At 55.9% G+C, this 14,030-nt stretch carries 15 protein-coding genes; all 15 read left to right on the top strand.

Going from position 1 to position 14,030, the window contains the following annotated elements; all coding sequences use genetic code 11:
- The coding region (locus AC1D19_RS14085) for an electron transfer flavoprotein subunit beta/FixA family protein (protein WP_477763577.1) at positions 1 to 538 on the top strand (538 nt) is incomplete at its 5' end.
- The gene (locus AC1D19_RS14080; RefSeq protein WP_477763576.1) at positions 539 to 1,495 is read left to right on the top strand and encodes an electron transfer flavoprotein subunit alpha/FixB family protein; all 957 of its coding nucleotides are present in this window, start codon (positions 539 to 541) and stop codon (positions 1,493 to 1,495) included.
- 25 nt (positions 1,496 to 1,520) lie between these two features.
- Complete coding sequence (locus AC1D19_RS14075) at positions 1,521 to 2,363, top strand: HTD2 family dehydratase (protein WP_477763575.1); 843 nt, start codon at positions 1,521 to 1,523, stop codon at positions 2,361 to 2,363.
- Positions 2,360 to 3,175, top strand: coding sequence for an HpcH/HpaI aldolase/citrate lyase family protein (locus AC1D19_RS14070; protein WP_095191715.1), 816 nt, complete (start codon positions 2,360 to 2,362; stop codon positions 3,173 to 3,175). Before AC1D19_RS14075 ends, AC1D19_RS14070 begins: the two co-directional genes overlap by 4 nt.
- Positions 3,176 to 3,341: 166 nt before the next feature.
- Positions 3,342 to 4,256 carry a transporter substrate-binding domain-containing protein gene (locus tag AC1D19_RS14065; RefSeq protein ID WP_477763585.1) on the top strand — a complete coding sequence of 305 codons (915 nt, stop codon included), beginning with the start codon at positions 3,342 to 3,344 and terminating at the stop codon, positions 4,254 to 4,256.
- A 390-nt stretch (positions 4,257 to 4,646) separates the two neighbouring features.
- The gene (locus AC1D19_RS14060; protein ID WP_477763574.1) at positions 4,647 to 6,062 is read left to right on the top strand and encodes a tyrosine-type recombinase/integrase; all 1,416 of its coding nucleotides are present in this window, start codon (positions 4,647 to 4,649) and stop codon (positions 6,060 to 6,062) included.
- 99 nt (positions 6,063 to 6,161) lie between these two features.
- Positions 6,162 to 7,058, top strand: a complete 897-nt coding sequence (locus AC1D19_RS14055; RefSeq protein WP_477763573.1) for a hypothetical protein — start codon at positions 6,162 to 6,164, stop codon at positions 7,056 to 7,058.
- A 116-nt stretch (positions 7,059 to 7,174) separates the two neighbouring features.
- Positions 7,175 to 7,381, top strand: a complete 207-nt coding sequence (locus tag AC1D19_RS14050; RefSeq protein ID WP_458379279.1) for an AlpA family transcriptional regulator — start codon at positions 7,175 to 7,177, stop codon at positions 7,379 to 7,381.
- Positions 7,381 to 7,683: a hypothetical protein gene (locus AC1D19_RS14045; RefSeq protein WP_477763572.1), complete on the top strand. Its 303-nt coding sequence runs from the start codon at positions 7,381 to 7,383 to the stop codon at positions 7,681 to 7,683. The genes AC1D19_RS14050 and AC1D19_RS14045 overlap by 1 nt, the downstream gene beginning before the upstream one ends.
- A complete protein-coding gene (locus AC1D19_RS14040) occupies positions 7,671 to 8,543 on the top strand; it encodes a toprim domain-containing protein (RefSeq protein ID WP_477763571.1) in 873 nt (290 codons plus the stop codon). The genes AC1D19_RS14045 and AC1D19_RS14040 overlap by 13 nt, the downstream gene beginning before the upstream one ends.
- Complete coding sequence (locus AC1D19_RS14035; RefSeq protein WP_477763570.1) at positions 8,540 to 10,372, top strand: DUF927 domain-containing protein; 1,833 nt, start codon at positions 8,540 to 8,542, stop codon at positions 10,370 to 10,372. Before AC1D19_RS14040 ends, AC1D19_RS14035 begins: the two co-directional genes overlap by 4 nt.
- A 379-nt stretch (positions 10,373 to 10,751) precedes the next feature.
- Positions 10,752 to 10,970, top strand: coding sequence for a hypothetical protein (locus tag AC1D19_RS14030; RefSeq protein WP_477763569.1), 219 nt, complete (start codon positions 10,752 to 10,754; stop codon positions 10,968 to 10,970).
- Positions 10,971 to 11,279: 309 nt separating this feature from the next.
- Positions 11,280 to 11,582 carry a hypothetical protein gene (locus AC1D19_RS14025; RefSeq protein ID WP_477763568.1) on the top strand — a complete coding sequence of 101 codons (303 nt, stop codon included), beginning with the start codon at positions 11,280 to 11,282 and terminating at the stop codon, positions 11,580 to 11,582.
- Between the two features lie 155 nt (positions 11,583 to 11,737).
- The gene (locus AC1D19_RS14020; RefSeq protein ID WP_477763567.1) at positions 11,738 to 12,190 is read left to right on the top strand and encodes a hypothetical protein; all 453 of its coding nucleotides are present in this window, start codon (positions 11,738 to 11,740) and stop codon (positions 12,188 to 12,190) included.
- A gap of 674 nt (positions 12,191 to 12,864) precedes the next feature.
- Positions 12,865 to 13,836, top strand: coding sequence for a restriction endonuclease (locus AC1D19_RS14015; protein WP_477763566.1), 972 nt, complete (start codon positions 12,865 to 12,867; stop codon positions 13,834 to 13,836).
- Positions 13,837 to 14,030: the final 194 nt, after the last annotated feature.

Here is a 14,030-nt window from a genome sequence, read left to right as displayed (position 1 = left end):
ACTGCGCACCGCGCTGGCTCTGGGTGCCGACCGCGCCATCCTCGTCGAGTCCGCCGAAGACCTGACTTCCCTGGCTGTTGCCAAACTGTTGAAAGCTGTTGTCGACAAGGAACAGCCTCAGCTGGTGATCCTTGGCAAACAGGCCATCGACAGCGACAACAACCAGACTGGCCAGATGCTCGCTGCATTGAGCGGCTACGGTCAGGGCACGTTCGCGTCCAAAGTTGAAATCAGCGGCGACACCGTTGCCGTGACTCGCGAAGTCGACGGCGGCGCACAGACGGTTTCCCTGAAACTGCCGGCCATCGTCACCACCGACCTGCGTTTGAACGAGCCGCGCTACGCGTCTCTGCCCAACATCATGAAAGCCAAGAAGAAGCCTCTCGAAGTAGTGACCGCGGACGCTTTGGGCGTTTCCACCGCCGCCACCCTCAAGACCGTGAAAGTCGAAGCGCCTGCTGCACGCAGCGCGGGTATCAAGGTCAAGTCGGTGGCTGAACTGGTCGAGAAACTGAAGAACGAAGCGAAGGTGATCTGAATGACGATCCTGGTGATTGCTGACTATTCCAATGACAAGCAGGGCAACAAAGTCCTGGCCCCGGCCACGCTGAACACCGTGGCGGCTGCGGCTAAAATCGGTGGTGACATCCACGTTCTGGTGGCCGGCGCATTTGTCGGTGCAGTGGCTGAGGCGGCTGCGAAAATCGCTGGCGTGGCCAAAGTGCTGGTCGCCGACAACGCCGTTTACGCCAATCTGCTGCCGGAAAACGTAGCTCCGTTAGTCGCGAATCTGGTCATCGAACAACGCACGATTTACAGCCATGTCCTGACCTCCGCCACCTCCAACGGCAAAAACATCCTGCCGCGCGTTGCCGCTGCGCTGGACGTTGACCAGATCTCCGAGATCATCTCGGTGGAAAGCGCTGACACCTTCAAGCGCCCGATCTACGCCGGTAACGCCATCGCCACCGTGCAGTCGAACGCTGCCGTGAAAGTGATCACCGTACGTGCTACCGGTTTCGACCCGGTGGCCGCTGAAGGTGGTTCGGCATCGGTTGAAGCCGTTGCCGCTGCCCACGACGCAGGCACTTCGAGCTTCGTTGGTGAAGAACTGGCCAAGTCCGATCGTCCGGAACTGACCGCTGCCAGGATCGTCGTTTCCGGCGGGCGCGGCATGCAGAACGGCGACAACTTCAAACACCTGTACGCCCTGGCCGACAAGCTGGGCGCTGCCGTCGGTGCTTCCCGCGCCGCGGTCGACGCAGGTTTCGTACCCAATGACATGCAGGTCGGTCAGACCGGCAAGATCGTTGCTCCACAGCTGTACATCGCCGTCGGTATCTCCGGCGCGATCCAGCACCTGGCCGGCATGAAAGACTCCAAGGTGATCGTTGCGATCAACAAGGACGAAGAAGCGCCGATCTTCCAGGTGGCCGATTACGGCCTGGTGGCGGATTTGTTCGAAGCGATTCCAGAAATGGCCGCCCTGGCCTGATCACCGACCGACAGGAGCGATAAATATGAGCAGTACCGATTTTTCAGCCTGGATTGGACGTCGTCAGGAAAGCCAGGACCGGATCAGTTTCACTTTGGTGAAACGAATTGCCGCGACGTTGAGCGAAGTGGCACCGCAGCCTGGCGAACCACTCCCCCCCTTGTGGCACTGGGCGTTTTTTCAGGAATCGGTTACCGCCGACGAACTGGGCCCGGACGGTCATCCGGCGCTCGGAGGATTCCTGCCGCCGGCCCACAACCGCAATCGCATGTGGGCGGGTAGTCGACTTGAGTTTTACCAGCCGTTGAAGGTGGAGGCTGACGTGACCTGTGTATCAACCATTCTCAACGTCGAAGAGAAGCACGGTCGCACGGGTTCCTTATTGTTTGTCACGGTACGCCATGAGTATTTCCAGGATGGCAAACGCGCTCTTCAAGATGAGCAAGACATCGTCTATCGGGAACCCACTCCTCCCAAACTGAGCGGCACCGAAGCACTCCCTGAAGGCCAATGGCAGGCACGCGTCGAGCCCTCGGCGCCCCTGCTGTTCCGCTACTCCGCCGTCACCTTCAATGGCCATCGAATTCACTATGACTGGCCATACGTCACAGAGACCGAAGGTTACCCGGGATTGGTGGTGCATGGTCCTTTGATCGCCACCCTGAATCTGCGTGCCTTTACCGAAGCGCACCCGAACGTGCGCTTGAAGCGCTTCACCTTCCGTGGCGTCCGACCTTTGATTTCGCCTCACCCTTTCGAGGTCGGCGGACGTCTGATCGACAGCGGCAAGGCACAGCTCTGGGCAGGTAATCAGGACGGTACAGCGCAGATCGGCGAAGTCGAGTTCAGCGCGGGAGAAACACCATGAATACGTCCATTGTTCGCTCCGCCCTGTTTGTGCCGGCCACTCGTCCAGAGCGCATACCCAAAGCCATCGCTACCGGTGCGGACCGGGTCATTGTTGATCTGGAAGATGCCGTGCAGGAAAACCTCAAGGAACAGGCCAGGGATAACCTGGAGCGCTTCTTGAGTGACAATCCGGACGCCCCGATTCTGGTGCGAGTGAATGCCCCGGATCACTGGGCCCACGTGGCAGATCTGGAGCTTTGTCGACGACACGCCGCCGTGATCGGAGTTTTGCTGCCCAAAGCAGAAAGCGCGGAGCACGTCCTCACGGCTGCCAATACCCAAAAGCCGATCTGGCCCATCATCGAAAGCGCCAAGGGCCTGGCCGAACTCCAAGCGATTGCCCAGGCCCAGGGCGTTGAACGCTTGTCGTTCGGCAGCCTTGATCTGGGCCTGGACCTGAACTTGACCACCGGCAGCCATGCCGCCGAAGAGATCCTGAGCCACGCTCGATACGCAGTACTGCTCGCGACTCGGGTGGCCGGCCTCGCTCCGGCGCTGGATGGCGTGTTTCCTTCCATACAGGACACCGTCGGCCTGCACAGCACCGTTCAGTTTGCCCGCGAAATGGGGTTTGGTGGCGCGCTATGTATCCATCCGAGCCAAGTGGCGATTATCCATCAAGCGCTAAAACCCGGTCTGGAGGAACTGCACTGGGCGCAACGCATCATGGACGCCGCCAGTTCGGGTGAAGGTGTATTCGTGCTCGATGGGCAAATGGTCGATGCGCCTGTCATAGGCCGTGCACAGGCCATCCTGGCGCGCGCGACCTGACTCGACGGCAGCACTCTTGCGTCGTGCGCGAATTCTGTAACGCACGGACCGTCTGCCTGGACCGTCACTGACAACCGGCAAATCACCAAGCTCCGCGAGACCTTTCGCCGAGCCAAAGATGGGCGAGTCCGAAAAAGACTCGCCTGCCCCTTATGAGGAGCTTTTGATGCGTGCCTTCCCTACAATCCTGGGCGTTACCCTGACTGCGGCCTTAAGCAGTACTCCCCTTATGGCTGCCGAACTCACCGGCACGCTCAAGAAAATCAGGACCTCGGGAACCATCACCCTGGGTCACCGAGACTCGTCCATTCCCTTCTCTTATATTGCCGACGGATCCGGTCAGCCGGTGGGCTACTCCCATGACATTCAATTAAAGATTGTCGAGGCTATCAAGCAAGAACTCGGTATGCCCAAGCTGAACGTACGATACAACCTGGTGACATCACAGACGCGTATCCCGCTGGTGCAAAACGGCACTGTGGACCTGGAGTGCGGCTCCACAACCAATACCGCCGAGAGAGCACGGCAGGTCGACTTCTCGGTCGGTATTTTTGAAGCCAGCACCCGCCTGTTGGTCAGGAAGGATTCGGTTTACAAGGACTTTCAGGATCTCAATGGCAAGAGCGTCGTGACCACTGCTGGCAGCACTGCCGAGCGGATGCTCAAGGTCATGAATGCCGAGAAAAAGATGAACATGAACGTCATCTCTGCCAAAGATATTGGCGAGTCTTACCAAATGCTCGAGTCCGGTCGCGCCATTGCGTTTATGCAGGACGACGCATTGCTGGCGGGAGAAATGGCCAAGGCAAAGAGACCGGAAGATTGGGTGGTTACCGGCACCCCGCAATCCAACGAAATCTATGGTTGCACAATGCGTCGGGGTGATCCGGATCTCAAAAAAGTCGTGGATGACTCGATCAAGTCACTTTTCGCCTCGGGCGAAATCAACGCCATCTACGATAAATGGTTTACTCAACCCATCCCTCCCAAAGGCTTGAATCTCAAATTCCCCATGAGCACAGAGCTCAAAACAATCATCGCCCACCCCAACGACCAACCGGCGCCGGAAAAGACTCTTTAACGGTCGTCCCCTTCTGCTCAAGCGACCAGGACACAGCGAGGCAGTCTTCTCGCGCCATGACCTTGGTATCAGCTGAAGAGTCCACCCAGAGCCAGTCGATTTGTAGGGGTAAAAACCAATAAAAATAAAAAGGGGTCGCGAAATAAAATCTCGCAACCCCTTGAATTATATGGTCGGGACGGAGTGATTCGAACACTCGACCCCTAGCACCCCATGCCATTATAGATCGGATTCCACTGGACGTTAATAAAATCAAATAAATCCAGAACACCCTAGTAAATACAACACCTTCAGGCTAATCTACCGTCCAACACCACCCAAGACGCAGCAATACAAGCCAGCGTTTTCGGTGGGGTAAAAGTGGGGTAAAAATACAAAGGCAGAAGGGGCATGGCAAAAATCCAAGTCAAGCAACTGGAAGCGCTTACCGCTGATGATGGCGGCCTTACTCTGCGAGAAGATGGCGGAATTGTCGGGCGCGTTCGCGTCGGGCAACGGGGCATTACTGTTCTGTTTCGTTTTGAGTTCAAGTTGAATGGCGTCAAGCGCGACCAAGCATTAGGTTCTTGGCCCAAGAAAAGCCTTGCCAGCATCCGTGCCGAGCGCGACCGCCTGCGCGTTACGGTAGGCGAAGGAATCAACCCCACCGCCGCGAAGAAAGCCGCCAAGATCGAAAAACAGGCCGCTATCGAGGCGACCATTGCCGGGGCGAAGCGCCTGGCTGCCGAGAACCTGACAGTAGCCGACCTGTTCGTCGAGTGGCTAAAAGACGGCGTGGCCCGCCAAGATGACAATGCAGAACTAATCCGCAGCTTCACCAAGGACGTGCTACCCAGCATCGGCAAAAAGTCTCTGCGCTCTCTTACCGAGAAAGATATTCTCGCCATGCTGCGTACCGTACGCGAACGTGGCGTCAATCGGTATGTAGTCAGTCTGTTTGCCGATCTGAATCAGATGCTCGCATGGGGCGAGAAGCGCAAGCCTTGGCGCGGCCTGATGATCGACGGCAACCCTGCCAACCTGGTGGAAGTCAAAAAACTTCTAGACCACGACTATCAAGAAGAACGCGACCGCATTCTGACTGTCGATGAAATCAGGGAGCTGCGCGACATATTTGAGCGCATGGAGCGTGATTATTCCGCCCTGCCCCCCGGCCAGAAATATTCCGGCGTCCGTCCGCTGGAAAGGAAAGCACAGCTTGCACTGTGGATATGCTTGGGCACCCTCTGCCGCATCGGCGAACTACTCAAGGCCGAATGGCGCCACATCGATTTAAGCAAGGGAACATGGTTTTTGCCTGCCATGAACACCAAAGGTCACCGAGGAGCGCGCCAGGATCACCATATTTTTCTGTCTACCTTCGCCCTGCGCCAGTTCAAAGAACTGCATACCCTGACGAGCAACACGCCATACCTGTTCCCCGCCACCAACCATACCGGCCACGTAGACCTAAAGAGCATTTCCAAGCGCGTAGGCGACCGGCAAGAACAGTTCAAGAAACGCAGTAAACCTTTATCCGGCCGGCGCAATGACAATACGCTGGTACTGAGCAAGGGCACCAATGGCGACTGGACCCCGCACGACCTGCGCCGCACCGGCGCAACGACGATGCAGGCGCTAGGCGTCACCTTGGAAATTATCGACCGCTGCCAGAATCACCTGCTGGGTGGCTCCAAGGTTCGCCGACACTATCTTCACCATGACTACGCCAAGGAAAAAACCGAAGCATGGCGACTGCTGGGCGAACATATCGACGCAATATTGGCTGCTGACAACGTCGTGCCAATCAACCAAAAGCACGGCTAAAATTTACCGGCTGGCCAAGGGTAGCTCCCGAAAAGCAGGTGCCCCACCTGTGAGGCCAGCCAATCTATTCAAGACGGGGACGCCCGGGGAGGCGCAAACATGAGCAAACTTCTAACGCTTAAAGAATGGCTAACCGTTAAGGACACAGCAAAGCGCCTTTCGATAAGCACTGGGGAGAAGATAAAAGAAGCCGACGTTCTGCGCCTGGCGCTTGACGGCCATCTAACCCTTTCTGTGTACTTCGTGAATCACGCAAAAGGTAGGCCAGCCAGAATCGAGCCTCTCGGCATACAGCATGTCAATAATGCGCCTTCATTTTACGAGTATGGCCCCCCTAATTACATAACTATCGAGGGAGAATTACTCCCGAACGAGAAGGAGGTACTTATCTATGAGGGCGACATGGCAAAGCCGCAAAAGCTCGAGGGGGTGTGGGATTTGCTGATGCTGGGGGCGGAAAAGTTGGATGTTGAGAACTTATTCCAGGCCATGACCGGTGGCCCAGAGGTTAGTCTAATTTGTCTTGGTGGCCCTTTGGTTGCAAGCGCCGACCGAACCAAGGTCTTTCAGATTCTCAATAGCTACAGGTGCAAACCCGTCCCCCTGATAAATGTCATTAATGGCGTCACAACCATTACGGAGCAAGAAAAAAAGGAGCCTCCGCACCAGCCTTATGAGATCGACTACTACCCAGCCGAAGCCCTGCCAGAAGGCAGCGTTTTCGTTGTGAGGATTGGCGCTTTGCGGGAGCTTGAGGAAAAACTGCTTGCCCACGACAACCCGCCAGAAAAACCACTTCACCCCAGCGAACGAAAAAGCGTTGCCCAAATAATCGCCGCGCTTTCCGCAATGGCCAGGCTTGATCTGTCTACCCCCTATGCAGCAGACGAAACTCTGAGAGCAGCCGCCGCGGCCAATGGTCTTGAATTACCCAGCAGCCCTGGAACAGTGGTGAAGTTCCTTACAGATGCCGCCGCACGAGTCGGCAAAGCCTAACCCCTATTTACCCCAATGGGGTTTTGCCCACCCCCATTAGGGCACAAGCCACGTCACAACCTGTTGAATGCCGCCTTAATCCACTGAGCGCCAGCTGGCGCGAAGGAGTTATGGCAATGGCCGCAATAGCAACCACCCCACCCCGCCGCATCATGCGCCTACCGGAAGTCGTCACCATGACCGGCTACGGGCGCAGCTCCATTTACAACTTTATGGATGCTGGAACCTTCCCCAAGTGCCGCCGCATTGGCCCACGCGCTGTCGGCTGGGACAGCCTGGAGGTTGAACAGTGGATCACTGATCGCCTGGAGGGCCGCGCATAATGGATAAAAAGAAGCCCACCACTAAGGGTAAGTTCGGGAATGAATCGCGCATAAATAACCCCCGCAGCCACACCCAGCTCACCCATTTTATGGCTCAGATCAAGCTGGGGCCGACAAACACTTTCACCACCATGCGCGACCAGAATATCTGCCGCCCAAGCGCCCGTGCTTCCAAGCTGCGCGCCATTGACCACTCAATCAAAACCCCAAACCTGGTCAGCCTCTACCTGTTCACCCTGTCACCGACTGGTGCTGATCTAGCGCTGCTGATCTGCCTGGAGGTGGCTTTATGGATTTCGTGATCCTGTTTCGTGACGCCATGCAATCCGTGCTCGGGTCGCTTGACTGGCTGCCGATACCAGACGGCGACATCCACCGCTTCCACGTGCCAGGTGACAAGCCTGGCACCCGAAACGGCTGGTATGTGCTGTTTCTGGACAGCATCCCCTGCGGCGTGTTCGGGAGCTGGAAAACTGGCGGCTCGCAGATCTGGCGTAGCCGCAAACCAGCCGATCACTTGGAGGCTCAGCTAGTCACCCTACGCATCGAGCAGGCCCGACGCCAGCGGGCAGTTGAGCAACACCAGAGCCAGCAAGCCGCCGCCGAACATGCCAAACGGATGTGGCGCAACGCCCGCAGCGCCGATCCGGAGCACCCCTATCTAGCGGCAAAAGGGGTGCGTTCTTATGCCCTGCGTCAGACCGGTGACGTGTTGCTGGTGCCGCTTATGCGTGACGGGGTGCTGTTCAATCTTCAACGCATCAAGCCAGACGGCGACAAGCGCTTTCTGTTCGGCGGCATGATCAAGGGTTGCTGTTCACTTATCGGCACGATTCAGCCAGGCCAGCCGCTCTACATCTGCGAGGGCTGGGCGACTGGCGCAACGCTCCACGCCGAAACCGGCGCCACCGTGGCCTGCGCCATGAATGCCGGCAACCTGCTTGAAGTCGGCCAGCGTCTACAGCGTCAGCACCCAGACGCCGTGTTGATCGTAGCCGGCGACGACGATCGCATGACCGAAGGCAACCCCGGGCGCACTGCTGCCAACAAGGCGGCCGCCACCTTGGGCTGCGGATTGATCTTTCCGCCCTGGTGCGGCAGTGAGCCGCTGACCCTTACTGACTTCAACGACCTGCGCCAATGGCAGGAGGCCAACCAATGACCCTGACGGATGAAAGTAATCTGGCCTTCGATTTTTCCGAGGGAACCGGGGGAACCGAGGAAACCGTCAACAATGACGGGGCTTCCAGCGGTTCCCCCAGTGAAAAGGCAGAGGGAGCCAAGGGAACCGCGCTGGTGCCGGAGGCCAAGCACCCGGAGATCGAGCGCCCCGCCTTTCGCGTCTATGACCGTCCAGCCAAGACCCTATGCGGTACCTACTCGGCAGGCGTGTGGTGGCATGGCGTCAAGGAGGAAAAGGGCAAGCCGGTAAACTATGACAAACGCGTCTGTTCGCCGCTGCATGTCGAGGCTGTCACCTCAAGCGACGGGGGCGACTTCGGGCGCCTGCTGCGTTTTCGCAACACCTTGGGCGACTGGGGCGAATGGGCCATGCCCATGCAATTGCTCAAGGGCAGTGGCGAGGATATGCGCGGCGAGCTGCTGAACATGGGTGTGGAAATCGACCCCGACGCTTTCAAGCTGCTGAACCATTACATTCAGGGCCAGCACCCCAAGCGCCAAGTCATTGCGGCCACTGCCACCGGCTGGCATTCGCCTACCCTGTTCATTATGCCCCGGCAGAACATCGGCACGGGCGAGGCCATCTATCAGAGCGAAGCGGCGAACTTCGACGACTTCCGCCAAGCCGGCACCCTAGAGGGCTGGCAAGCCGAGATCGGCACACGCTGCGCCGGCAATCCCTTGCTGATGTTGGCTGTCTGCGCGGCCTTGGCCGGAACGTTGCTGTATCACTTGCAACGCCAGGGTGGTGGCTTCCATATCGTCGGGGACAGCTCCACCGGCAAGAGCAGCGCCATTCAGGCCGCCGCCTCGGTCTGGGGCCATGGCGAACAGTTTAAGCGTACCTGGCGCGCCACCGGCAACGGCCTGGAGGGGATCGCCGCCCAGCGCAATGACACACTGCTGGCCCTGGACGAGATAGGCGAGGCCGACCCGCGTGAAATTGGCGCCGTGGTTTACTCCCTGGCCAACGGCACCGGCAAGGCCAGAGCCGGGCGTACCGGAGCCGCACGGGCGACCCGGCGTTGGCGGGTAATGCTGTTTTCGTCCGGCGAGTTGGGACTGTCCGCGCACATGGCCGAGGGCGGAAAGCGCAGCCGTGCCGGACAGGAAATCCGCCTGCTGGACATACCGGCTCGCCGCACTTTTGGTGCCTGGGATGAGTTGCACGGGCTGCCGGGTGGCCGGGAATTTTCCGACGCCATTCAGCGCGCCAGCGTGACCCATTACGGGCACATCGGCCCGGCCTTTATCCACAAGCTGCTGGAGTGCGGTGAGGCCGACGATCTGCCCGCAGTGCTCGCCAAGCTGTGCGAGTCATACCCCAGCGGCAGTGGTCAGGAAAGCCGCGCGGCTGAGCGGTTTGCCATTGTCGCTATGGCGGGAGAGCTGGCTATTGAGTGGGGTTTGCTGCCGGGCCCCGCTGGCGCTGCCCGCGACGCCATGCTGGTGCTGTTTGACGCTTGGCGAAGCAGCCGGGGGCAAGGCCAGGGCGAGGATGCGACGATCCGAGCCAGCCTGTGCGATTTCATCTCTCGCCACGGCGATGCGCTGTTCTCTGAGCTGGGCGGGGACGCCATAGTCAGAGATCGCGCCGGCTGGTGGAAAAATGAGGGGGAGCGCCGCGTCTGGCTGTTTACCCCCGAAGGGCTGCGCCGAGCGGTGCCAGGCTTCGACGTGACGCGCATCCTGGACGCCGTGGACGCTGCCGGGTGGATCACCGAACACAACGCCGGCAAGCGTGCCAAACGCGTAAAGGTGGATGGGCGCAATCCATCGCTGTATCACCTCGCCCCACTGGAGGTGTGACATGGGTCGACTCTTGGACTTAGCCAACCGCCTGGCCGGGGCAGTAGTTCCCCCGGTTCCCTCACTGAAGTTTCAGAGTGAACCGCTACAACGCGCGCCAGTACTGGAGGTTCCCCCGGTTCCCTCGACTCCCCCAGGAAAACAAAAAGTCGAGAAGCCAGCGCAACTCGGCGCGAACGACCACCCAGCGCCGGAGCCGCCCAAAGTAGAGGCAAGTCGATGGCCTGGTCATGTTGCTCGCCTACTGGGATGCTCGCCGGCATATCTGCTGGGGCTGGGGTTTCTGACTGCGGATGACTTGGCCGAGCAGTACGGCACACCCCCATGCTTTGCCGCCCGCCTGATCCGTAGCCATCCGGCATGGTCGCCACCAGCGCCAATGGCTGACCCAACAATCGAGCAGCATAACGCCGGGGAGCCGAAGCACATCTACCACAGCGCCGCCATGGCATCGCCTGAATGGCTCGAGGCCCGTGACCAGTACCATCGCCACTTGTTCGCCTGCCGCACCTGCTATGCGCCGGCAGGCCGTTACTGTGTAACGGGTACCGAGTTGCGCCAGCAGTATAACCAGACGCCAATGGAGCCGAGACCATGACCCAGAACATTGCAATCACCCTGGCCGCTATCGCATCAAGCCAGGCACCTACTACCCGATTTGTTCATAAAGTGTTCGGGGCGAAGCTGCCGCCACAATTGCGCGCAAAGTGAGGGGCGTCGTTAGCGAAGTCGACTGACACCAGGCAGGCCTTGGGGAAATGCAAAAGGTACTCCCAAGCCTCCCCCCTATTGCGGGTAAAACGTGGCCTAATGCTGGACTGCATACGACTCGGCCTGGAGTGGTGGTGGTTGTTTAGTTGTCCGGCACCAAGACGCACATATCGGGCGCTTGGGCAGGGGGCGTTGATTGGCTCTCGATGTCGAAAGCATCAGGAATGTGCCTTCCCCCTCTAATCGCGTTGAATACGTTTTGACGGGCAAAGAACGGCCGATTCTGTTGAAAAAGTCGGCCATGGTTTCTGCAGCTAAAAAGTACGCGTCCGAGATTGAAATCTTTACTTTCGGCAGCGGTTTGCAGACGCAGATTTCACGCAGCAGCGTGCAAAAAAGGCGTTTTCACCGGTCAACGATCATGCAGTTTTGGATGACCGACTTTTTCAACAGAATCGGCCAAAAGCAGTCAGTGAACAGATTAGTGGCAAATAGGTAGCGTCGACCTGCTACGCTGAATCTTTATCGCAGTTGAGCTTGCCGTCATCCATGTCACTTTTCTCTTTGGGCTATGCTGTGTTTGCTGCGACGCCCCTCCCTACTAGACAAGGGCTTACAGGACGACAAGGAACGTTATATAAAAAGGAAAGTATCATGACCTCCATTCTCAAAATAATTATTTGTATGCTCGCCATAAGTATCATAAGCGGCTGCGCCTCTACGATACTGGAGAGCAAGCCATATAAAACATACTCAATTGGGAGCACCGTCACTGCTAGTGTAGGTATGCCATTCATCCAGGCTCAAACAGGAACGATTACAAAAGTAAAGCGCTGGGTCGGCGTACTAAATTCGCCAGACGGATGGAAAATTGATGACGTCTACTCATCCGACTTCATAAAAAAAGAGCTTGTTTATTCTGGTAAATCCGGAAACACAATTGAAATTGGTTACCGTGAGTACAGAAGCGGCCTTGCTGCGCCAGCATTTTTTCAGTCAGTAAAATACGACTTGAATGAGTCAAAACTGATCGGATTTCAAAATTTCCAATTTAAGGTTAATTCGGCGGACAATTCATCAATAAGTGTTGTAATCATCAAGGATTGAAGCGCTGCGCTCTGCTCTGCAAGAAAATTGCGAATCGATCTCCAGACACTTTATTACAGTACTATCAAGGCAGCAAACAATCATTCGACGCCAAGATTGTTCTTCCCAACGGAGAAACTCTCGAAACCCTTGAGGTCACCTTCGCGTGCGATGGCCCCCAAGAAACAATTGCTGCGGAGTGTTTGGAGCTCCATGGTTATGCACCGTTGTACTCCAGCATTCCCAACTCGGGTCTTTGTCCCCATTAAACGCCCGCTATTGGCCTAGGTTGTGTAAAAACGTGCGTTTAGATCGACTCAGTCAAAATCCGACCTCCTGCGGTCGATTACATGCACGAAGCACGATGACCAACCCGTAGCCAGAGTTTGGCGTCCTCGCTCTGTGCAGCAAGGCGCCGTACAAGAGGGGACTTGCCGGCGCCCGGAGCACTGCTCAGCAGCAGATTTTGCAGGGATTCACTTAAGAAACCCAGAAATTTTCTGTTTTTAGCCTAAACTGAAAAATGGTCGAAATAGCCTACGCCCGGCTATTGCGCTTATTTTCGGTTTCGGTCTGATAGGAATGGCAAGAGCAAAAAAACTGACAATTAATAGCCACGTTCAAGGCCTGCTAACAATGAAATATTTTCACTAGCTAAATTTTTTAACCTACCGCTATGAAAAGGATGGAGAGTCATGAGTGATTCTTTTGACGACTCAAAACTTGGAACTGTTGATTTTTTTGTCAGTCCTTACCTGTCTGCATTGTTGGTTAGAAGTGGTTTTTACATAAACGCTTTGCGCGCACTCTATGAAGAGTTGGTTGATGATGACCTATTCGATAAAGTTGAACCAGAAAGTTGTGGCTGCGAAATGGAACGTTGTGCTTATGATTGTTACATGGAAGAATTCGACATTTGGTCAGAAACCATCACTCCCATAGATGATATTGGTCACCATACCAATCTTGATCAGTTACTAATGTTTATCATTAGAAAGATCACAAGACATCAAGTTCTTGAGCATTTAAATATTCTTCTTAGGAAAAAGGCTCAGTCAGAAATTAAAGACGACTATGGTCGCAAGAACTCCAAGAAATGGGATCGTGAAGTGGAGTACTTTGCCAGAGAAGTAGTTATTCCGATTATTTCTGAAAAATTCAACAACAGCAATGATGCCACCCTGGGCGATATTTATAGATACATTGAATCAAGCGAGTACTTTGAACATCTTGGGTTTATTACACTCGAAACCCATTGCTTCATCATCATTTACCAAAGAGACAATCCCCAAGAAAGCGAATCAAGACTACATAATGTATCTTTTTCTGATATTTTAAACGGGCATGATTATGAAAGTCGCGTGTCAGATCTCTTTAATTCTCTTGGATGGAACTCTCGGGTGACCCCGAAAGCAGGCGACAATGGAGCTGACATTATTGCAGAGAGGAATGGAAAAACCATTGTAATACAGTGCAAGTTCTACTCTTCCCCGGTGGGAAACAAAAGTGTTCAAGAGGTATATTCAGCAAATGGTTACTATGATGGCGACCATGCGTGCGTGGTAACAAATATGAGTTACACGACAGCAGCTAAGTATGCAGCTGCAAAGCTGGGCGTGGCCTTGCTACACCATGAGCAGGTTAAGGAATATCTGAGTAAATTTTAGAAAGATAGTGCAGCACTGTTTGTGTCTAGGATTGTCTTCGGCTGAGTTTGCAATGCTAGACCAGATGCCTTTGCCGGACTCTTACCCTGGATGTTAAAATAATCGGGGGGCGAATCACTATTAATTAGTAGTCGCGGTTCAAAGCAAAAATCGTGGTCTGCCCCCTTGTCCACCCCCCCACAGTCTAATGCCGC

The sequence above is a fragment of the Pseudomonas sp. P1_C12 genome (assembly GCF_056406435.1).
This window is presented reverse-complemented; position numbering and strand designations above follow the sequence as displayed.